The sequence below is a fragment of the Pseudomonas sp. H2_D02 genome, assembly GCF_054677635.1.
In genome coordinates, this window is the sequence record NZ_CP162816.1 from 866,408 (window position 1) to 885,478 (window position 19,071).

The window sequence follows — 19,071 nt, forward strand, 5'->3', positions numbered from 1 at the left end:
GAGCAAGCTCCCTCGCCACAGGATTCAACCTGCCATCGGGTTGCCGGATTGAGTCAGCGCCGACGCTTGTCGATGGAATACAGGAACGGCGCCGTCAGTTCGACCGTGCCGTTGGTCAGCAGGTCGGCCGGTGGCTTGGGCAGCGGTTGGGCGCGGCGGATCATTTCCAGGGTGGCCCGGTCCAGATCGGCGTTGCCTGACTTGCCCACCAGTTCGAAGGACAACACGTTGCCTTCGGCATCCACCACGAACCGCAAGCGGTTCATGCCTTCCTTGCCGCGTGCCTGGGCGCTGGCCGGGTACTTCTTGTATTTGCCCAGGTGCGCCAGCAGCGTGCCTTGCCAGCTCGCCTTGGCTGCCATTTGCGCGGGCGAAGGGCCTGGGGCCGGCTGCGCGGACTTCTCGGTCGGCGCCTGGGTGGGCTGAGTGTCGGCGGGCTTCTGCTCCGACGGCGTTTCCTTCGGCGGCTCCGGCTTTTTCTCCACCGGCTTGGGCTTGGGCGGTTGAGGCTTCGGCTTGGGCTTGACCGGCTTGGGCACGGCGATTTCCGCCTTCGGCGCTTCGGCCAGTTTCGGCAGCGGCAGCTCTTCCACCGGCTCGGGCGGTTGCGGCGGTGTGACGACTTTTGGCGGGGCAGGCGGTGGCGGCGCTGGAACCGGGGCCAGTTCGACCATCATTGCCTGGGGCGGCAATTCGATGGGCGCACGTGTCGTCCAGTTCAGCGTCAGCGCGATGGCAAGCGCATGCACGCCCAGCACCACGGCCAGGCTACCGCTGTAACGCGTCAGCTTTTGGCGCGTCGTGATCATTTTTTCGGCGCCGTCTCGAGTCCGACCAGGCCGACCTTCAGGTAACCGGCGCCGCGCAGGGCGTCCATCACGCTCATCAGGTCGCCGTAATCCACGCCTTTGTCGGCCTGGAAGAAGATCGTCGTGTCTTTCTTGCCCTGGGTCTTGGCGTCCAGGGTCGGGCCGAGGCTCTCGACCTTGATTTCCTCTTCGCCCAGGAACAGGCGCTGGTCAGCCTTGACGCTCAGGAACACCGGTTTTTCCGGCCGTGGCGACGGCTTGGCCGTGGACGCGGGGAGATCAACCTTGATGTCCACGGTGGCGAGCGGGGCGGCCACCATGAAGATGATCAACAGCACCAGCATCACGTCGATGAACGGCGTGACGTTGATTTCGTGGTTCTCGGCCAGATCGTCGTCTGCGCCTTCTTTCAAATGCAGGCCCATGGCCGATTACCCCACTTTCACCATGTGCGGTTGCGAGCCACGCTCGGGCGGCAGGTGATCGAGGTCGCGGCTGACTAGCAGCAGGACTTCGGCCGAAGCATCGGAAACCTGGGCCTTGTAGCCAGCGATGGAGCGAGCGAAGACGTTGTAGATCACCACCGCCGGGATGGCCGCGACCAGGCCCAATGCGGTCGCCAGCAAGGCTTCGGCAATGCCGGGGGCGACGACGGCGAGGTTGGTGGTCTGGGTCTTGGCGATGCCGATGAAGCTGTTCATGATCCCCCACACGGTACCGAACAGGCCGACGAATGGCGCGGTGGAGCCGATGGTGGCGAGCACGCCGGTGCCGCTGCTCATGTTGCGACCGCAGGCAGCCACCAGGCGCTCGAGGCGGAAGCTGACGCGTTCCTTGATGCCTTCCTTCTCGCGGCTGTTGGCCGACAGCTGCATTTCTTCGAGCGCATCGTGCACCAGCAAATTGGCGAGGGTGCCTTCCTTCGCGGCGCTGGCGCTGGCTTCCTTGAGGGTGGCGGCCTTCTTCAGCGCGGCGATTTCACCCCGCAGGCGACGCTTGGCGCCCAGCAGTTCGAAGCCCTTGGCGATCCAGATGGTCCAGGTGATGATCGAGGCGATGGCCAGGCCGATCATCACGGCTTTGACGACCACGTCGGCGTTCTTGTACATGCCCCAGGGCGACAGGTCGTGGGCCATGCCCAGGGTGTTGTCGGCTTCGAGCACTTGAGGCGCGTCGGCTTCGACGGCCTGAGTCGGATCGGTGGCCACGGGCGTCGCAACGGGTGCGGCCGGGTCGGCGGGTGCCTGGGCGGCGGCAGGCGCGGTGGCCGGAGTCGTGGCGGGTGCCTGGGCATCAGCGAAGGCGGCGCTTGGCGCCAGCATCAGGCTGAGCAGCAGGGCTGCCACCGCGCTCCAGGCGCGAGGTCGGTTGGTTGGCGAAGCGGAAGAGAGAGAGCGTGTCATGCTGGCCGGACCTGAGAGGAAAAAGAAGGTTGATGTTCTTCCAGGCCTCGTGAGGCCGAGAACAAAAGTGGCAAGCATTATTGCAAGTAATTCTTGTTAACAAAAGTAATACAGTTACTTTTTTTGTCGCATGGCTAGCCGCTCATCCCTCTGGCAGCTAGTCTGCGGCTTTTCCAAAAGGAGATCCTGATGCCCGCGCCTTCTGTTTTGATTGCCGGTTGTGGTGATGTCGGCGGTCGTCTGGCCACGAAACTGCTGGCGGCTGGCTGGCATGTTTATGGCCTGCGCCGTGATGTCTCGCGGTTGCCGGACGGTGTGACTGGCGTTGCCGGCGACCTGTTCAATGAGGACTGCCCCATGACTTGGCCGGTAGGCGCTATTGATTGTGTGGTTTATTGCGCCGCCGCCACCGACCACGATGAGAATGGCTATCGGAAGGCATACGTCCAGGGACTGCAGAACGTGCTGAGTTGGTTGGGTGACTACGGGCAGGTGCCCGATCGACTGATTTTTGTATCCAGCAGCAGCGTGTATGGCCAGCAGGACGGTGCATGGGTCGATGAGACCTCCGAGACTGTCGCTGCCGGCTATTCCGGACGCTTGATGCTTGAAGCCGAGCAGGTAGCACTCAATAGCGGTATTCGCGCAAGTATCCTTCGCCTGACGGGCATTTATGGCCCGGGCCGCGAATGGCTGCTGACGCAAGTGCGTCGGGGTTATCGCGTGGCGACGGAGCCGCCGCTCTATGGCAACCGGATTCATGCGGACGATGCTGCTGGGTTGCTGGCGTTTCTGTTGGAAAAGGATCGGCAGGGCGTACAGCTGGAGGATTTCTACATCGGTGTCGACGATGCACCCGCGCCGTTGGCCGAAGTGGTGGGTTGGCTGCGCGAATATCTGGGCGTGACCGAGTGGGCTGATGACGCCAGCGTGCGCCGCACGGGTAGCAAGCGTTGCAGCAATGCGCGGGCGAAAGCGTTGGGTTGGGTGCCCCGTTATCCGAGTTATCGCGAGGGGTATGCGGCGATTCTGGAAGGGCGCTGCTGATTTTTTCTGCCAGCCGAAAAAACGACTGTGGGAGCGAGCTTGCTCGCGATAGCGGTATAACAGTCAACTCGATGTTGGGCGTTATGGCCTCATCGCGAGCAAGCTCGCTCCCACAGGGGAACCCCGTCGGGGCTACTATTGTTTTTCAAGCACCCACTTGCGGGCACCCGGCGTGAACGACGGCATTTCATCCGCCAGCGCCGCATTCACGGTCTGGAAGATTTCCAGTTTCTTGCCATCGCGGGCGAAGATCCAGGTGTTGCCCTGGCCGTTCTGCTGCAGCCAGATGTTGTCGTTGCCACCGCTCATCGAGGCGCAGTCGCCGGCCAGGCACAAGGCGTAGCGATCGGCACCCGGCAGGCCGCTGACCTGGCCGTCGGGTTGGAATTGCACCGTGGCGCCCTGGCCTGGTCCCTCGACGATGTTCCAGTTGCCACCCAGGTAGGCGGTGTACAACGCTCGCTCGAAGCTGGCGCCAATCGGTGCGCCTTCAGGTATCTGCACCTGGGCGCGGTCGAATAGCTGCTGCGGCTCGTTTTCGGTGGCGGCCTGGCTCAACTGGTCGCCGTCGCGCTTGAGTTCGCTGGCGGAGCTGCCGTAGAAGTCGACCTTCCACGCGCCGTCCTGTTCGCCGAGCAGCTTGCCTTCGACATTTTCAAAACCGTTGGTGTAGCGCGCCTGGCCGGCTCGGGTGTTGACGTCCCATTCCAGGTTAGGGCCATAGGCCTGCAGTGCTTCGCGAAGCGGGCCGCCCTTGGCGGCAGCGTCGATGGCGGCCTGGTTGATCCAGGTGCCGCTGATGTCTCGGTCGGCAGGGTCGCTGGCGCAGCCGCTCAGAAGGAGGGCAAGCAGCGAGAAGGCAAGCGCTTTGCGCATGGAGGAATCCTTTCAAAACGAAAACGGCGCAGCGGGGAAACGCTGCGCCGGGTTTTTTACTCGATGACCAGGATGGCGTCCATCTCGACTTGGGCGCCCTTTGGCAAGGCAGCCACGCCAATGGCTGCGCGGGCCGGGTAAGGCTGGTCGAAATACTTGCCCATGATCTCGTTGACCTTGGCGAAGTGGCTCAGGTCGGTGAGGAAGATGTTGAGCTTGACGATGTCCTTGAACGAACCACCAGCGGCCTCGGCCACGGCTTTCAGGTTCTCGAAGACCTGCACGGTCTGGGCTTCGAAGCCCTCGACCAGCTCCATGGTTTTCGGGTCCAGTGGGATCTGGCCGGACATGTACACGGTGTTACCCGCCTTGATCGCCTGGGAATAAGTACCGATGGCGGCCGGGGCCTTGTCGCTGGAGATAACGGTCTTGGTCATTCATGACTCCTTGTAATGAGGGCGCTGTTTGCGGAGCTATGCACGCATCCGCGTGATGCGGATAACCCCTGTCAGGGCGCGCAGTTTCTTGATCACACGGGCCAGGTGCACGCGGTCGTGCACGCTGACCACCAGTTGGACGACGCTGATGCGGCCATCGCGTTCGTCCATGCTGATTTTCTCGATGTTGCCGTCGGCGGCGTTGACGCTACTGGCCAGCAGGGCAATCAGGCCGCGCTGGTGCTCCAGCTCGACCCGCAGCTCGACATTGAATTCGCCGGTGACATCCTTGGCCCAGGAGAGCTGGATGCATTTTTCCGGGTTGTGGCGGATTTCACTGATGTTGCGGCAGTTGTCCAGGTGCACCACCATCCCTTTGCCGGCGGACAGGTGGCCGACAATCGGGTCGCCCGGGATCGGTGTGCAGCACTTGGCATAGCTGAGCACCAGGCCTTCGGTGCCACGAATCGCCAGCGGGCCCTCAGGGCTTGGCAGCTGTTCGCCTTCGCCAAGCAGGCGGCGGGCGACGACGTAGGCCATGCGATTGCCCAGGCCGATGTCCTCGAGCAGGTCTTCGATCAATTCGAGACGGTATTCATGGAGCATGACCTGCACGCGCTCGGCCGGGATCTTGTCCAGCGAGCTGTCGAAACCGTTCAGGACCTTGTTCAGCAGGCGTTCGCCGAGGCTGATGGACTCGGAGCGACGTTGCAGCTTCAGCGCGTGGCGGATGTGCGTGCGGGCCTTGCCGGTGACCACGAAGTTGAGCCACGCCGGGTTGGGGCGCGCGCCGGGGGCGCTGACGATTTCCACCGTGGAGCCGCTTTGCAGCGGTTCGGACAACGGTGCCAGGCGGCGGTTGATGCGGCAGGCGATGCAGCTATTGCCCACATCGGTGTGCACGGCGTAGGCAAAGTCCACGGCCGTGGAGCCCTTGGGCAGCTCCATGATCCTGCCTTTGGGCGTGAAGACGTAGACCTCGTCCGGGAACAGGTCGATCTTTACGCTTTCAATGAATTCCAGGGAGTTACCGGCGCGCTGCTGCATTTCCAGCACACCCTTGACCCACTGCCGCGCGCGGGCGTGAGTGCTCTTGGGTTGCTCGTCGCCGCTGGATTTGTACAGCCAATGGGCCGCGATGCCATTGTTGGCCATCTCTTCCATTTCGCGGGTGCGGATCTGGATCTCGATCGGTACGCCGTGCATGCCGAACAGCGTGGTGTGCAGCGACTGGTAGCCGTTGGCCTTGGGAATCGCGATGTAATCCTTGAAGCGCCCCGGCAACGGTTTGTACAAATTATGTACGGCACCCAGCACGCGGTAGCAGGTATCGACCTTGTCGACGATGATCCGGAACGCATAGACGTCCATGATCTCGTTGAAGGCCCGACGCTTGCCGCGCATTTTCTTGTAGATGCCGTAGAGGTGTTTCTGCCGTCCGCTGACTTCGCCTTCGATGCCGTCGATTGCCAGGCAGTGGCTCAGGGACTCTTCGATCTTGTTGACGATTTCCTTGCGGTTGCCCCGGGCGCGCTTGACGGCCTGGTTGATCCGCGCCGAACGCATCGGGTGCATCGCCTTGAAGCCCAGGTCCTCGAACTCGATGCGGATCGCATGCATGCCCAGGCGATTGGCGATGGGCGCGTAGATTTCCAGGGTTTCCTTGGCGATGCGCCGGCGCTTTTCGCCGGAGAGCACTTCCAGGGTGCGCATGTTGTGCAACCGGTCGGCGAGCTTGACCAGGATCACGCGGATATCGCGGGCCATGGCCATGGCCATCTTCTGGAAGTTCTCGGCCTGGGCCTCGGCCTTGGTCTCGAAGTTCATCTGGGTCAGCTTGCTGACCCCGTCGACCAGTTCGGCCACGGTTTCGCCGAACTGCGCTTGCAGCGCTTCCTTGGCAATGCCGGTGTCTTCGATCACGTCGTGCAGCATGGCCGCCATCAGGCTCTGATGGTCCATGTGCATGTCGGCAAGAATATTCGCCACCGCGAGCGGGTGCGTGACGTACGCCTCGCCGCTGCGGCGGCGCTGGCCGTCGTGGGCTTGTTCGGCGTAGAAATAGGCTCGGCGGACCAGGTTGACCTGGTCCGTGCCGAGGTAGGCCGATAAGCGATCGGCGAGGGCGTCTATGCTCGGCATGATGATGACTCCTGCCGTCTGCTGTGACCCCGCGCCGTGCTACGTCGACCAGGCATAGGCTTAGACCGCCTCGTTGGACTCGTCCTCGAACGCCGCGAACAGCGGTTCGTCTTCAACGATTTCAGCGTTGGCGATGAACTCGTAGCTCATCAGGCCTTCGGCGATTTCACGCAGCGCTACCACGGTAGGCTTGTCGTTTTCCCACTGGACCAATGGCTCTTTGCCGCCGGTGGCCAGTTGACGGGCACGCTTGGTAGAGAGCATGACCAGCTCAAAGCGGTTTTCCACGTGTTCTAGGCAGTCTTCAACGGTTACGCGGGCCATGGTATTCCTCGGAGCGAATGCAATATGCGCGCTGCCCGGTTGGGCGAGCGGACTCGACAGTTTAAAAAAACACCAGCGTTTAGGGAAGCGCTGATTTTTTGATCAAACCCCTCGGCGCGCTGCGAGTACCAATGTAAAGCCGTCGCAGCGGTTTTGGGAAGGGCTGTTCAGCCCAGCAGTTCGGCCAATAATTTACCGAAACGTTGCTGTTGGCGTTTTTGCTGGAGCTGGCTGGCGCGGAAAATCGCCTTCAAGTCATCCAGTGCATGGGCGAAATCGTCGTTGATGATCAGGTAATCGTAGTCGACGTAATGGCTCATTTCGCTGACCGCTTCGCGCATCCGGCCTTCGATGATTTCATCGCTGTCCTGGCCGCGGTTGGTCAGGCGCTGGCGCAAGGCTTGCTGGCTTGGCGGCAGGATGAAGATCGAACGGGCGTGGGGCATCAGCTTGCGAACTTGCTCGGCGCCCTGCCAGTCGATTTCCAGGATCAGGTCGTGGCCCTCGTCGAGGGTCTGCTGCAAATAGCTTTGCGAAGTGCCGTAGAGGTTGCCGAAGACTTCGGCGCGTTCGAGGAAGTCGCCGTGCTCGGCCATCTTCACGAACTCCTCACGATCGACGAAGTGATAGTTCACCCCGTTGACTTCACCCGGGCGCATGGCGCGGGTGGTGTGGGAGACCGAAACGCGGATCTGCGGCTCTGCGTCGATCAGGGCCTTGACCAGGCTGGTCTTGCCGGCGCCCGAAGGCGCGGAAATGATGTAGAGAGTGCCGGTGCTGTGGGTCATGTCGGGTTAGCCTTACTCAATGTTCTGCACTTGTTCGCGCATTTGTTCGATCAACACCTTGAGGTTGACCGCCGCTTGGGTGCTGCGCGGGTCGAAGGCTTTGGAGCCCAGTGTATTGGCCTCGCGGTTGAGCTCCTGCATCAGGAAGTCGAGGCGACGACCGGCCGCACCACCGGACTTGAGCACCCGGCGAACTTCGATGATGTGGGTGCTCAGTCGATCCAGTTCTTCAGCCACGTCGCTTTTTTGCGCGAGCATGACCATTTCCTGTTCCAGGCGCTGCGGGTCCAGCTCGGCCTTCATGTCGGCGAAGCGGTCGAGGACTTTCTGGCGCTGGGTGGCGAGCATCTGCGGGACCAGCTCGCGCAGGGTGACGACGTCTTCTTCAATGGAGGTCAGGCGCTCGTTGATCAGCCGGGCCAGCTCCGCGCCTTCGCGCTCGCGACCGGCCTTGAGTTCCTTCAGGCCTTGATTGAACAGCGCCAGCGCCTCGGCGTTCAGCGCCTGGGGATCGCTCGCGTCGCCTACCAGTACGCCGGGCCAGGCCAGGACCTCGAGTGGATTCAGGGCGGCGGGATTCTTGATCAGGCTGGCGACGGTTTCTGCGGCGGCAACCAGTTGCGCCGCGCGCTCGCGGTCGATCTGCAGCGTCTTGCCGCTGCTTTCTTCGGTAAAGCGCAGGGTGCATTCCAGCTTGCCCCGGGACAGGCCCTGGCGCAGCGCTTCGCGCACGCCGCCTTCGAGGTCGCGGAAGGACTCGGGCAAGCGCAGGTGCGGCTCCAGGTAGCGGCTATTGACCGAGCGCAGTTCCCAGCTCAGCGTGCCTTGGGCGCCGGCCTTCTCGACGCGGGCGAAGGCGGTCATGCTGTGCACCATGGAGGTTCCTCGCAATGCAGGCACCCACAACGGTGGTCGTGGCGCCTGGGACTTGTGGATAAATGCCGCAGGGCAGCAAAGGCGCAGGATTGTAGCGCAGTGGGACGCAGTGCCCAAACAGCTCCGGTTACAAAGCGCTGCAGCCCGTCGGCCGGGGCCTCCAGCGTGTTCACCCGTCGCGTCGGCTTTTTAGATATGCCCTATGGCTGTCCACGGCTCTATAATGCCCAGCAGTTTTCCGTCCTCTGTACAGGTGTTCCCTATGAAACGTCCAAGTGGTCGCGCTGCCGATCAGCTTCGCTCGATCCGCATTACCCGCAACTACACCAAACACGCCGAGGGATCTGTACTGGTCGAATTCGGTGATACCAAAGTCATCTGCACCGTCAGCGTCGAAAACGGCGTGCCTCGCTTCCTCAAGGGGCAGGGCCAAGGTTGGCTGACCGCCGAATACGGCATGCTGCCGCGCGCAACCGGCGAGCGGAACCAGCGTGAGGCCAGTCGTGGCAAGCAGGGCGGCCGGACCCTGGAAATCCAGCGCCTGATCGGTCGTTCGCTGCGCGCCGCGCTGGACATGTCCAAGCTGGGCGACGTCACGTTGTATGTCGACTGCGATGTGATCCAGGCTGACGGCGGCACTCGCACCGCGTCCATCACCGGTGCGATGGTTGCGCTGGTCGATGCCTTGAAAGTGATCAAGAAGCGCGGCGGCCTGAAGGGCGGCGACCCGCTCAAGCAAATGATCGCCGCCGTGTCGGTGGGCATGTACCAGGGCGAGCCGGTGCTGGACCTGGACTACCTGGAAGACTCCGCCGCCGAGACCGACCTGAACGTGGTGATGACCAGCGCCGGTGGCTTCATCGAAGTCCAGGGCACTGCCGAAGGCGCGCCGTTCCAGCCGGAAGAATTGAACGCTATGCTGGAGCTGGCGAAGAAAGGCATGAACGAAATCTTCGAACTGCAAAAGGCCGCATTGGCCGACTGATCGTTGTGCGCTTCAGACAAGGAGAATGTCATGAGTGATGAGCAAGTCCTGTTGCCCCAGCCGAGCAGAGAAGTGCGGCAATGGGCGATGTTTTGTCACCTGTCTGCGCTGGTGGGGATTTTCATTCCGTTCGGTTCGCTGATCGGCCCGCTGATCATCTGGCAGATCAAGCGTGAATCCGACCCGTTCATCGATGCCCAGGGCAAGGAAGCGCTGAACTTCCAAATCACTGTGGCGATCGCCGCGGCTATCAGCTTGCTGCTGATGATCGTGGTGATCGGTTTCTTCCTGTTTGGCCTGGTGGCAATCGGTGCGTTGGTGCTGACCATCATCGCTGGCGTGAAGGCCAATGAAGGGCAGCCGTATCGGTATCCGTTTACCTGGCGGTTGGTTAAATAACGATCAGTAAACGCCTGTCCCTGTGGGAGCGAGCTTGCTCGCGATAGCGATTTTTCATTCAGCATCGGTGTTGAATGATCCACCGCCATCGCGAGCAAGCTCGCTCCCACAATGGGTCTTCAACGCCCACAAAAAACCGACATTGCTGTCGGTTTTTTTGTAGCTGCGGATGACACTTAGATCGTCAACGTCCAGTCGTAGTCCACGATCAGCGGCGCATGCTGCGAGAATCGTGGTTGGCGCGGCAGGCGGGCGCTGCGTACGAAGCGGCGCAGCCCAGGCGTCAGCAACTGGTAGTCGAAACGCCAGCCGAGGTTGAGCATCTCGGCCTGCTCGTTGTCCGGCCACCAGCTGTACTGGTCGCCTTCGCGGCTGACTTCACGCAGGGCGTCGACATAACCCATGTTGCCAATGATCTCGTCCATCCAGGCCCGTTCCGGCGCCAGGAAACCAGGAGATTGCTGGCTGTCGCGCCAGTTCTTGATATCCAGCTTCTGTTGCGCCACGTACAGCGAGCCACAGTAGATGTACTCGCGACGTTTGCGCCGCTGTTTATCAAGGTAACGGGCGAAGTCGTCCATCAACTTGAATTTCTGATTCAAATCTTCATCGCCGTTCTGCCCCGATGGGAGCAGTAAGGTCGCGATGCTGACCTTGTCGAAATCGGCTTGCAGGTAGCGCCCGTAGCGGTCCGCCGTCTCGAAACCGAGACCGTTGATGACAGCCTTCGGTTGCAGCCGCGAGTACAAAGCCACGCCACCCTGGGCGGGGACTTCGGCATCGCAGGCATAAAGGAAGTAACCATCCAGTTGGAAGGCTGCATCGTCCAGTTCAAAGGCGGAGGCGCGGGTGTCCTGCAGGCAGATGACGTCGGCATTCTGTGCTTGCAGCCAACTGAGCAAACCACGCTCGACTGCAGCCTGAATACCATTGACGTTCACACTGATGATCCGCATAAATGGCCCCAAAAATCACGTGCGTGTATGATACACGCCGTGTACCTATTTAGCTAAATCCGCGGTATTTGAGGCTTTTTTTCATGCAGGCGTATCAGCGCGATTTCATTCGCTTTGCCATCGATCGCGGCGTTTTGCGCTTCGGTGAGTTCACCCTCAAGTCCGGGCGCACCAGCCCGTACTTCTTCAATGCGGGCCTGTTCAACAGCGGAACCGCGCTGGCGCAGTTGGGCCGGTTCTATGCCGCGGCCATCGTCGAGAGCGGCATTCCGTTCGACGTCTTGTTCGGCCCCGCCTACAAAGGCATCCCCCTGGCCGCCACCACCGCCGTCGCCTTGGCCGAGCACCATGACCGCGACTTGCCTTGGTGCTTCAACCGCAAGGAAGCCAAGGCCCACGGCGAGGGCGGCAGCCTGGTCGGCGCGCCGCTGACCGGCGACGTGCTGATCATCGATGACGTCATCACCGCCGGCACCGCCATCCGCGAAGTGATGCAGATCATCGCCTCGCAAGAAGGCGCCAGGGCCGCCGGCGTGCTGATCGCCCTGAACCGCCAGGAGCGCGGCAACGGTGAGCTGTCGGCGATCCAGGAAGTGGAGCGCGACTTCGGCATTCCGGTGATCAGCATTGTCTCGCTGAACCAGGTGCTGGAGTTCTTGGCCGACGATCCGCAGCTCAAGCAGCATCTGCCTGCGGTTGAGGCTTATCGAGCGCAGTTCGGCGTCTAAGAAAACCGCTGATTTTGATCCTGTGGCGAGGGAGCTTGCTCCCGCTGGGTCGGTCCGACGCTTCGGGCGCAGCGGCCCCAATATTTTTACGGTCGCTGCGCACTGGAGCGCCAGCCCGGCCGAGCGGGAGCAAGCTCCCTCGCCACAAAAGCATCGTCTGAAAAAGTGGTGTAAAAAAAGACCCCGCTCAACCAGGTTGAGCGGGGTCTTTTTTATCAGGGTATTGCTTACGGACGCTTGCGATTGCTGATCAGCGTGCCCACACCCGTATCGGTGAAGATCTCGAGCAGGATCGCATTCGGCACACGACCATCGATGATCAGCGAGCTGCCAACGCCGCCTTGTACCGCTTCCAGCGCGCAACGAATCTTCGGCAGCATGCCGCCGTAGATCGTGCCATCGGCGATCAAGTCATCGACTTGTTGGGTCGACAGTCCGGTCAGGACCTTGCCGGTCTTGTCCATCAGGCCGGCAATGTTGGTCAACAGCATCAGCTTCTCGGCCTTCAGTGCCTCGGCAACCTTACCGGCCACCAGGTCGGCGTTGATGTTGTACGACTCACCGTTGGCGCCCACGCCGATTGGCGCGATGACCGGGATGAAGTCGCCCTTGACCAGCAGGTTCAGCAGGTCGGTGTTGATGCCGACCACTTCGCCCACCTGGCCAATGTCGATGATTTCCGGCTGGGTCATCTCCGGGGTCTGGCGGGTAACGGTGAGCTTCTTCGCCCGAATCAGCTCAGCGTCCTTGCCGGTCAGGCCGATGGCGCTGCCGCCGTGGCGGTTGATCAGGTTGACGATGTCCTTGTTGACCTGGCCGCCGAGGACCATTTCCACCACGTCCATGGTCTGCGCATCGGTAACGCGCATGCCATCGATGAAGTGGCTCTCGATCGACAGGCGCTTGAGCAGGTCACCGATCTGCGGGCCACCACCGTGCACCACCACCGGGTTGATGCCCACGGCCTTCATCAGCACGATATCGCGGGCGAAGCCGGTCTTGAGCTCCTCGCTTTCCATCGCGTTGCCGCCGTATTTGATCACCAGGGTCTTGCCGACGTAGCGTCGGATATAAGGCAACGCTTCGGACAGGACCTTGGCGGTGTTGGCGGCGGCTTCGCGTTCGAGGGTCATTCAGGGCTCCGGTAGTGCTTCAAAAAATCAAAACGGTAGTTGGAGATCAGGTGCAACACGTTTGAGTTGGGCGTGGAACACGTCCTTGATGCGCTGCAGTTCGGCTTCGTTGTCGGCCTCGAAGCGCAGTACCAGCACCGGTGTGGTGTTGGACGCGCGAACCAGGCCCCAGCCGTGTGGATAGTCGACCCGAACGCCATCGATGGTGGTCAGTTCGGCGCCTTCGCCCCACTGGGCGTCGTGCAGTGCATCAATGATGCTGAATTTGCTCTCTTCGGTCACATGGATATTGATTTCTGGCGTAGAAATATCGTTCGGGAAGGTCGCGAACAGCTCTTCCGCGGTGGATTTCTCCTTGCTGAGGATCTCCAGCAGACGCGCGGCGCTGTAGATACCGTCATCAAAACCGAACCAGCGTTCCTTGAAGAAGATGTGGCCGCTCATTTCGCCGGCCAGCAGGGCACCGCTTTGTTTCATTTTCTTCTTGATCAAGGAATGACCGGTTTTCCACATGAGCGGACGACCGCCGTATTCCTTGATCAGGGGTACCAGGCGACGGGTGCATTTCACGTCGAAGATGATTTCGGCGTCGGGGTTGCGTGCCACCACGTCTTTGGCGAACAGCATCAACAGGCGGTCCGGGAACACGACGCTGCCGGTCTCGGTCACCACGCCCACGCGGTCGCCATCGCCGTCGAAGGCCAGGCCCAGGTCTGCCTTGGTTTCCTTGACCTTGGCGATCAGGTCCTGCAGGTTTTCCAGCTTGCCCGGGTCCGGGTGGTGGTTCGGGAAGTTGCCGTCAACGTCGCAGAACAGCGGGATCACTTCGCAGTTCAGGGCTTCGATCAGTTGCGGGGCGATCACGCCAGCCGCGCCGTTGCCGCAATCGACCACCACTTTCAGGCGGCGGGCGAGTTTCACGTCCTTGACGATCTCGTCGTTGTAGCGCGGCAGAATGTCGACCTTGGTCACGCTGCCTTGGCCGCTGCTCAAGTCATTGGTCTTGAGGCGGGTGTGCAGTGCCTGGATCTGCTCGTTGGCGAGGGTGTCGCCGGCGACGACGATCTTGAAGCCGTTGTAGTTCGACGGGTTGTGGCTGCCGGTGAGCATCACGCCGGATTTGCCGGCCAGCACGTTGGCGGCGTAGTACAGCGCCGGTGTTGGCACCAGGCCGACATCGCTGACGTGGCAGCCACTGTCGGCAATGCCCTTGATCAGTTGCTCGACCAGCTCCGGGCCGGACAAGCGACCATCGCGGCCGACGTTCACGTTCGGTTCGCCCTGGGCCAGGCTCTGGGAGCCGATGGCACGGCCAATCCAGTAGGCGGTTTCAGCCGTCAGGGTTTCCGGCACGACGCCACGGATGTCGTAGGCGCGGAAGATGCTGTCAGGAAAGATCGGGGCGATTGCGGCTGGGGTGTTCATGGGCGGGGCGCTCTATCAGGAAGGTGACTGGACAGGCCGACATTGGGTGTCGGCAGGCTCAAGCTGAAGGGTATGACGACGTTTTTGGCAGAGAGTTCGCGGTGGGAAAGTGCCATGAGACAGCGTTACCCCGGTCTGAACCGTCTAAAACGTTGATTCCGGATGGGAAACCTCGTCGCCAGCCGTCGCGCATTTTTCGTCCTGAAACAGAAGCTTAATAAAGCAGCCGGGCAGGGCACCCGGCTGGATATGTGGCTCAATGGCTCCCGGAATGCCCGAAACCACCTGCGCCACGCTGGCTTTCGTCGAATTCCTGGACCAGCTCGAAGTGGGCCTGGACCACCGGCACCAGCACCAGTTGGGCAATGCGCTCGCCCACGGCGATGTTGAAAGCGGTCTGGCCGCGGTTCCAGCACGACACCATCAATTCGCCCTGGTAATCGGAGTCGATCAGGCCCACCAGGTTGCCCAGCACGATGCCGTGCTTATGGCCCAGGCCCGAGCGTGGCAGGATCAGCGCGGCAAGGCCCGGGTCACCGATGTAGACCGACAGGCCGGTCGGAATCAGCAAGGTCTGGCCTGGTTCCAGCACCGTGTCCTGCTTGAGCATGGCCCGCAGGTCGAGGCCGGCGGAGCCAGGTGTGGCGTATTGCGGCAGCGGGAATTCGTTGCCAATGCGTGGGTCGAGGATCTTGGCTTGTAGAGCGTGCATTGAAATTAAACCTGGTTCAGCCGTTCGGCGATGAAAGTGATCAGTTGGCGGGCGATCTTGCCCTTGCTGGTCTGGGCGAAAAGCGTGGCGTGCAACTGGCGGTCGATCACGCTGCAGGCGTTTTCTTCGCTGTTGAAGCCGATGCTCGGGTTGGCGACGTCATTGGCGACGATCAGGTCCAGATTCTTGTCCTTGAGCTTGCGCGCGGCGTAATCGAGCAGGTGTTCGGTTTCGGCGGCGAAGCCCACGCTGAATGGACGGTCGGGGCGGGTGGCGATGGTGGCCAGGATGTCAGGGTTGCGCACCATTTGCAGGAGCAGGCCGTCGCCGCTCGTAGGGTCTTTCTTCAATTTTTGCGGGGCGACGACTTCAGGGCGGTAGTCCGCCACTGCCGCCGAGGCGATGAACAGGTCGCACGGGATGGCGGCTTCGCAGGCTGCAAGCATGTCCCGAGCGCTGACCACGTCGATACGGGTCACGCGGTCCGGCGTTGGCAGGTGCACGGGGCCGGTGATCAGCGTCACCCGGGCGCCGGCCTCCACGGCGGCTTCGGCCAGGGCGAAGCCCATCTTTCCGGAGCTGTGGTTGGTGATATAGCGCACCGGGTCGATGTTTTCCTGGGTCGGCCCGGCGGTGATCAGCACGTGCTTGCCCGTCAGGGCCTCGCGTTTGAAGCAGTCGGCGGCGCACTGGGCCAGGTCGGTGGCCTCGAGCATGCGGCCCATGCCGACATCGCCGCAGGCCTGGCTGCCGGAAGCCGGGCCGAAGACTTTCAGGTCGCGGCTTTCAAGCAGTTGCAGGTTGGCCTGGGTGGCCGGGTCGCGCCACATCGCCTGGTTCATGGCCGGTGCCACGGCGACCACCGCGTCGGTGGCGAGCACCAGGGTGGTCAACAGGTCATTGGCAATGCCTTGGGCGAGGCGAGCGATCAGATCGGCCGTCGCCGGGGCGATCAGCACCAGGTCGGCCCACTTGGCCAGTTCGATATGACCCATGGCGGCTTCGGCCGCCGGGTCGAGCAGATCCAGGTGGACCGGGTGGCCGGACAGGGCCTGCATGGTCAGCGGCGTGATGAACTCGCTGCCGCCACGGGTCATGACGACCCGCACTTCCGCGCCCTGGTCGATAAGCCTGCGAACCAGCTCGGCGCTCTTGTAGGCAGCAATGCCGCCGCCGACGCCCAGAACGATGCGTTTCCGATACAGCCGCTGCATAGGCCTGCCTTTCGATTTCAGTGGTCAGTGCAGGGCGAAACCCTCGGCATGAGCCTGCCTGGGTGCAAATCGCCTGCAAAAAAGATGGGCTAAGATATCACAGCGTCCGCTACGGAACAGCGGCGCCCACTATCAGGGAGATGCCATGAGTATTCGGGATTGGCCCGTGGCCGAGCGGCCGCGGGAAAGGTTATTGGCGTCGGGAGCGGGGAGCCTTTCGGACGCCGAGTTGCTGGCGATATTTTTACGCACGGGTGTGGCGGGCAGAAGCGCGGTGGACCTGGCGCGACAACTCTTGATCCAATTTGGCAGCCTGCGCGCGCTGCTTGAAGCGGATCAGATCACCTTCAGTAACCATATGGGGCTCGGGCCGGCGAAGTTTGCCCAGCTTCAGGCCGCTCAGGAAATGAGTCGTCGGCATCTGGCTGAACGGGCACGGGAGAAGACCACGCTGGAAAGCCCGTTCGCGGTCCGTGACTATCTGAAATCAATGCTGCGCCACGAGCCCCACGAGGTGTTTGGTTGCCTGTTTCTCAATTCCAAGCACCAGGTGCTGACCTTCGAGGCGCTGTTTCGCGGCTCGATCGATAGCGCCAGTGTCCATCCCCGGCAAGTGGTCAAGAGGGCATTGGCCCACAACGCCGCTGCCGTGATCCTGTGCCACAACCACCCCTCCGGCAACACCGAGCCCAGCCAAGCCGATCGAGCGCTCACCGAGCGGCTTCAGGAAGCGCTTGAGCTGATCGATGTGCGGGTATTGGACCATTTCATCGTTGGCGATGGGGAGCCACTGTCCATGGCGGAGTGTGGGTGGATGTAGGCCCGATCTGACGATACGAAACCCTTGTGGGAGCGAGCTTGCTCGCGATAGCGGTCGGTCAGCCAACATCAATGTCGTCTGATACGCCGCCATCGCGAGCAAGCTCGCTCCCACAGGGTTTGCTGTGGGCTGGGGTTACTTGAGACTGACCTTGGAATAATCCTGGCGCCCAAACGGGCTCACCGCATACCCCTGCACATCCTTGCGGGTCAGTGCGAAGGCGGTGGGGTGCGCCAAGGGCAGCCAAAGGGCCTGCTGCTGGATCTGCGCCTGGGCCTGTTCGTAGAGCTTGGTGCGTACACCTTGCTCGCCAGTGGTCTTGTCGGCGCTGATCAGCTTGTCCAGGTCCGGGTTGCAATAACGGGCGAAGTTGGTCCCGGACTTCACCGCGGCGCAGGAAAATTGCGGGGTGAGGAAGTTGTCCGGATCGCCGTTATCCCCGGCCCAGCCCATGAACAACAGGTCATGTTCGCCGGCCTTGGCGCGGCGGATCAGCTCGCCCCATTCGATCACGCGGATTTCCGCCTGGATGCCGATCTCTGCCAGGTCCGATTGCAGCAACTGTGCCCCCAGGCTCGGGTTGGGGTTGAGCAGGCTGCCGGAGGGGCGAGTCCAGATAGTGGTCTTGAAGCCTTCCTTCAAACCGGCCTTGGCCAACAACTCCCGAGCCTTGGCCGGATCATGGGCATAGCCGGGCAGGTTTTTCGCGTAGCTCCAGGTGTTCGGTGGGTAAGGGCCGTTGGCCGCTTCGGCGGTGCCCTCGAAAACGGTCTTGAGGTAGCTGGGCTTGTCAAAGGCGAGATTGATCGCCTGGCGGACTTCAGGCTTGTCCAATGGCGGATGCTGGCTGTTGATCGCCAGGAAGGCGGTCATGAAGGCGTCAGTCTGTTCCACTTTCAACGTGGGCTCTTGCTTGGCGGCCTGTACGTCCAGTGGCTTGGGCGACAGTGCGATCTGGCATTCATTGCGCCGCAATTTCTGCAATCGGACGTTGGCGTCCGGGGTGATGGCGAAAATAAGGGGGTCTACCTGAGGCTTGCCGCCAAAATATTCGTTGTTGGCCTTGTAGCGAATCGAGGCGTCTTTCTGAAAGCGGTTGAAAATGAACGGGCCAGTGCCGATGGGTTGGCTGTTGAGCTGTTCCGGCTTGCCGGCGTTCATCAACTGGTCGGCATATTCGGCTGAATAGATCGACGCGAAACCCATGCTCAGCGTGGCCAGGAAGGTTGAGTCGGCGTGGTCCAGCGTGAATCGCACCGTCAGCGGGTCGAGTGCGTCGATTTTGGTGATCAGCGCAGGCAGTTGCATGGACTGCGCGTGGGGGAAGCCGCTTTGCGCAACTTTATGCCAAGGGTTGGCCGGATCGAGCATCCGATCGAAGCTGAACTTGACGTCTTCGGCCGTCAGGTCGCGGCGCGGTGTGAAATAGTCGGTGTGATGGAACTTGACCTGTGGCCGCAGCTTGAAGACATAGGTCAGGCCGTCGGGCGAGACGTCCCAACTGCTGGCCAGGCTCGGCACCACTTTGCCGCTGGCCGTGTCGAAATCCACCAGGCGGTTCATCAGCACGTCGGCGGAAGCATTGGTGGTGGTCAGCGAGTTGTATTGAACGACATCGAACCCCTCCGGGCTGGCCTCGGTACACACGCTCAGGGCGGCGGCCTGGGCCAGCGGGCTGATCAGCAGAGGGGCGAGCAACAAGGGTAGGGCAGCGAGGCGCATGATTGATTTCCTGTGCAGGTCGGAGGCCCATCTGCGAGTGCAGTCTGGAAAAGGCCTACCCTAGTGGGCTCGCCGGTAAATGACTATCCCCTTTTTGCATTTTCCGGCACTCTGCGGCGCTGTACTCAGGTTCCCATCGGGTGCCAGTGAAAAATTACCTGCGTGCAGCGACGAGCGGTAAAGGGCTGCGCCAGCCTCTGCCCCCGCCGTCCGGGGCGCTTGCTCGAAGATTCCCCAGGAAGACAAATCACAACGGCTGTTGTTGTGCCTGGGTC

The 19,071-nt window shown here is 61.7% G+C and carries 19 protein-coding genes and 1 pseudogene; 5 read left to right on the forward strand and 15 right to left on the reverse strand.

Features of this window, described 5'->3' with window-relative positions; genetic code table 11:
• Positions 1-53 precede the first annotated feature (53 nt).
• From AB4N42_RS03855 to exbB, 3 genes are read right to left on the reverse strand one after another with little or no spacing between them, the layout of a single operon-like run.
• Positions 54-809, reverse strand: coding sequence for an energy transducer TonB family protein (locus AB4N42_RS03855; RefSeq protein ID WP_030142182.1), 756 nt, complete (start codon positions 807-809; stop codon positions 54-56).
• Entirely contained in the window at positions 806-1,234 is a 429-nt protein-coding gene (gene exbD / locus AB4N42_RS03860; protein ID WP_030142181.1) for a TonB system transport protein ExbD, read from the reverse strand. The genes AB4N42_RS03855 and exbD overlap by 4 nt, the downstream gene beginning before the upstream one ends.
• Positions 1,235-1,240: 6 nt before the next feature.
• Positions 1,241-2,212: a tonB-system energizer ExbB gene (exbB, locus tag AB4N42_RS03865; RefSeq protein ID WP_217860630.1), complete on the reverse strand. Its 972-nt coding sequence runs from the start codon at positions 2,210-2,212 to the stop codon at positions 1,241-1,243.
• Between the two features lie 189 nt (positions 2,213-2,401).
• Between exbB and AB4N42_RS03870 the strand changes: the two genes are divergently transcribed.
• Positions 2,402-3,259, forward strand: coding sequence for an NAD-dependent epimerase/dehydratase family protein (locus AB4N42_RS03870; RefSeq protein WP_460115887.1), 858 nt, complete (start codon positions 2,402-2,404; stop codon positions 3,257-3,259).
• Between the two features lie 135 nt (positions 3,260-3,394).
• On the opposite strand, the gene AB4N42_RS03875 is transcribed toward AB4N42_RS03870, so the two are convergent.
• The 6 genes from AB4N42_RS03875 to AB4N42_RS03900 all read right to left on the reverse strand — a co-directional run bounded on the left by AB4N42_RS03875 (position 3,395) and on the right by AB4N42_RS03900 (position 8,702).
• Positions 3,395-4,135, reverse strand: a complete 741-nt coding sequence (locus AB4N42_RS03875; RefSeq protein WP_030142178.1) for a hypothetical protein — start codon at positions 4,133-4,135, stop codon at positions 3,395-3,397.
• A 56-nt stretch (positions 4,136-4,191) separates the two neighbouring features.
• A complete protein-coding gene (locus AB4N42_RS03880) occupies positions 4,192-4,572 on the reverse strand; it encodes a RidA family protein (protein ID WP_030142177.1) in 381 nt (126 codons plus the stop codon).
• A gap of 36 nt (positions 4,573-4,608) precedes the next feature.
• Positions 4,609-6,714, reverse strand: a complete 2,106-nt coding sequence (gene spoT / locus AB4N42_RS03885) for a bifunctional GTP diphosphokinase/guanosine-3',5'-bis pyrophosphate 3'-pyrophosphohydrolase (protein WP_030142176.1) — start codon at positions 6,712-6,714, stop codon at positions 4,609-4,611.
• Between the two features lie 60 nt (positions 6,715-6,774).
• Positions 6,775-7,038 carry a DNA-directed RNA polymerase subunit omega gene (gene rpoZ / locus AB4N42_RS03890; RefSeq protein ID WP_003177259.1) on the reverse strand — a complete coding sequence of 88 codons (264 nt, stop codon included), beginning with the start codon at positions 7,036-7,038 and terminating at the stop codon, positions 6,775-6,777.
• A gap of 167 nt (positions 7,039-7,205) precedes the next feature.
• A complete protein-coding gene (gene gmk, locus AB4N42_RS03895) occupies positions 7,206-7,826 on the reverse strand; it encodes a guanylate kinase (RefSeq protein WP_030142175.1) in 621 nt (206 codons plus the stop codon).
• 12 nt (positions 7,827-7,838) lie between these two features.
• Positions 7,839-8,702, reverse strand: a complete 864-nt coding sequence (locus AB4N42_RS03900; protein WP_198796210.1) for a YicC/YloC family endoribonuclease — start codon at positions 8,700-8,702, stop codon at positions 7,839-7,841.
• Between the two features lie 262 nt (positions 8,703-8,964).
• Here AB4N42_RS03900 and rph point away from each other — a divergent pair, with 262 nt between their 5' ends.
• A complete protein-coding gene (gene rph / locus AB4N42_RS03905) occupies positions 8,965-9,687 on the forward strand; it encodes a ribonuclease PH (protein ID WP_003177262.1) in 723 nt (240 codons plus the stop codon).
• A 30-nt stretch (positions 9,688-9,717) separates the two neighbouring features.
• A complete protein-coding gene (locus AB4N42_RS03910) occupies positions 9,718-10,086 on the forward strand; it encodes a DUF4870 domain-containing protein (RefSeq protein ID WP_198796211.1) in 369 nt (122 codons plus the stop codon).
• A 176-nt stretch (positions 10,087-10,262) separates the two neighbouring features.
• On the opposite strand, the gene AB4N42_RS03915 is transcribed toward AB4N42_RS03910, so the two are convergent.
• Entirely contained in the window at positions 10,263-11,042 is a 780-nt protein-coding gene (locus tag AB4N42_RS03915) for an exodeoxyribonuclease III (protein ID WP_013694557.1), read from the reverse strand.
• Between the two features lie 83 nt (positions 11,043-11,125).
• Between AB4N42_RS03915 and pyrE the strand changes: the two genes are divergently transcribed.
• Positions 11,126-11,770: an orotate phosphoribosyltransferase gene (pyrE, locus tag AB4N42_RS03920; RefSeq protein WP_323154080.1), complete on the forward strand. Its 645-nt coding sequence runs from the start codon at positions 11,126-11,128 to the stop codon at positions 11,768-11,770.
• Between the two features lie 227 nt (positions 11,771-11,997).
• On the opposite strand, the gene argB is transcribed toward pyrE, so the two are convergent.
• The 4 genes and pseudogenes from argB to coaBC all read right to left on the reverse strand — a co-directional run bounded on the left by argB (position 11,998) and on the right by coaBC (position 16,254).
• Positions 11,998-12,903, reverse strand: coding sequence for an acetylglutamate kinase (gene argB, locus AB4N42_RS03925; protein WP_030138216.1), 906 nt, complete (start codon positions 12,901-12,903; stop codon positions 11,998-12,000).
• 27 nt (positions 12,904-12,930) lie between these two features.
• Positions 12,931-14,334: pseudogene (locus AB4N42_RS03930) on the reverse strand (phosphomannomutase/phosphoglucomutase); the annotation flags it as partial.
• A 250-nt stretch (positions 14,335-14,584) separates the two neighbouring features.
• Positions 14,585-15,040, reverse strand: a complete 456-nt coding sequence (gene dut, locus AB4N42_RS03935) for a dUTP diphosphatase (protein WP_030138214.1) — start codon at positions 15,038-15,040, stop codon at positions 14,585-14,587.
• 5 nt (positions 15,041-15,045) lie between these two features.
• Positions 15,046-16,254, reverse strand: a complete 1,209-nt coding sequence (gene coaBC, locus AB4N42_RS03940) for a bifunctional phosphopantothenoylcysteine decarboxylase/phosphopantothenate--cysteine ligase CoaBC (RefSeq protein ID WP_217860629.1) — start codon at positions 16,252-16,254, stop codon at positions 15,046-15,048.
• A gap of 145 nt (positions 16,255-16,399) precedes the next feature.
• Between coaBC and radC the strand changes: the two genes are divergently transcribed.
• Positions 16,400-17,074 carry a RadC family protein gene (gene radC, locus AB4N42_RS03945; RefSeq protein ID WP_030138212.1) on the forward strand — a complete coding sequence of 225 codons (675 nt, stop codon included), beginning with the start codon at positions 16,400-16,402 and terminating at the stop codon, positions 17,072-17,074.
• 135 nt (positions 17,075-17,209) lie between these two features.
• Here the strand turns inward: radC and AB4N42_RS03950 are convergent, their stop codons facing one another.
• Entirely contained in the window at positions 17,210-18,796 is a 1,587-nt protein-coding gene (locus tag AB4N42_RS03950) for an ABC transporter substrate-binding protein (protein WP_460115888.1), read from the reverse strand.
• Between the last annotated feature and the right edge of the window lie 275 nt (positions 18,797-19,071).

Bases quoted from the DNA above. Each gene is read 5' to 3' on its own strand.
- rph (WP_003177262.1), top strand. From the start codon at position 8,965: ATGAAACGTCCAAGTGGTCGCGCTGCCGATCAGCTTCGCTCGATCCGC.
- AB4N42_RS03880 (WP_030142177.1), bottom strand. From the start codon at position 4,572: ATGACCAAGACCGTTATCTCCAGCGACAAGGCCCCGGCCGCCATCGGT.
- pyrE (WP_323154080.1), top strand. From the start codon at position 11,126: ATGCAGGCGTATCAGCGCGATTTCATTCGCTTTGCCATCGATCGCGGC.
- spoT (WP_030142176.1), bottom strand. From the start codon at position 6,714: ATGCCGAGCATAGACGCCCTCGCCGATCGCTTATCGGCCTACCTCGGC.
- AB4N42_RS03900 (WP_198796210.1), bottom strand. From the start codon at position 8,702: ATGGTGCACAGCATGACCGCCTTCGCCCGCGTCGAGAAGGCCGGCGCC.
- radC (WP_030138212.1), top strand. From the start codon at position 16,400: ATGAGTATTCGGGATTGGCCCGTGGCCGAGCGGCCGCGGGAAAGGTTA.
- AB4N42_RS03950 (WP_460115888.1), bottom strand. From the start codon at position 18,796: ATGCGCCTCGCTGCCCTACCCTTGTTGCTCGCCCCTCTGCTGATCAGC.
- coaBC (WP_217860629.1), bottom strand. From the start codon at position 16,254: ATGCAGCGGCTGTATCGGAAACGCATCGTTCTGGGCGTCGGCGGCGGC.
- AB4N42_RS03915 (WP_013694557.1), bottom strand. From the start codon at position 11,042: ATGCGGATCATCAGTGTGAACGTCAATGGTATTCAGGCTGCAGTCGAG.
- AB4N42_RS03875 (WP_030142178.1), bottom strand. From the start codon at position 4,135: ATGCGCAAAGCGCTTGCCTTCTCGCTGCTTGCCCTCCTTCTGAGCGGC.
- rpoZ (WP_003177259.1), bottom strand. From the start codon at position 7,038: ATGGCCCGCGTAACCGTTGAAGACTGCCTAGAACACGTGGAAAACCGC.
- argB (WP_030138216.1), bottom strand. From the start codon at position 12,903: ATGACCCTCGAACGCGAAGCCGCCGCCAACACCGCCAAGGTCCTGTCC.
- AB4N42_RS03855 (WP_030142182.1), bottom strand. From the start codon at position 809: ATGATCACGACGCGCCAAAAGCTGACGCGTTACAGCGGTAGCCTGGCC.
- AB4N42_RS03910 (WP_198796211.1), top strand. From the start codon at position 9,718: ATGAGTGATGAGCAAGTCCTGTTGCCCCAGCCGAGCAGAGAAGTGCGG.
- exbD (WP_030142181.1), bottom strand. From the start codon at position 1,234: ATGGGCCTGCATTTGAAAGAAGGCGCAGACGACGATCTGGCCGAGAAC.
- dut (WP_030138214.1), bottom strand. From the start codon at position 15,040: ATGCACGCTCTACAAGCCAAGATCCTCGACCCACGCATTGGCAACGAA.
- gmk (WP_030142175.1), bottom strand. From the start codon at position 7,826: ATGACCCACAGCACCGGCACTCTCTACATCATTTCCGCGCCTTCGGGC.
- AB4N42_RS03870 (WP_460115887.1), top strand. From the start codon at position 2,402: ATGCCCGCGCCTTCTGTTTTGATTGCCGGTTGTGGTGATGTCGGCGGT.
- exbB (WP_217860630.1), bottom strand. From the start codon at position 2,212: ATGACACGCTCTCTCTCTTCCGCTTCGCCAACCAACCGACCTCGCGCC.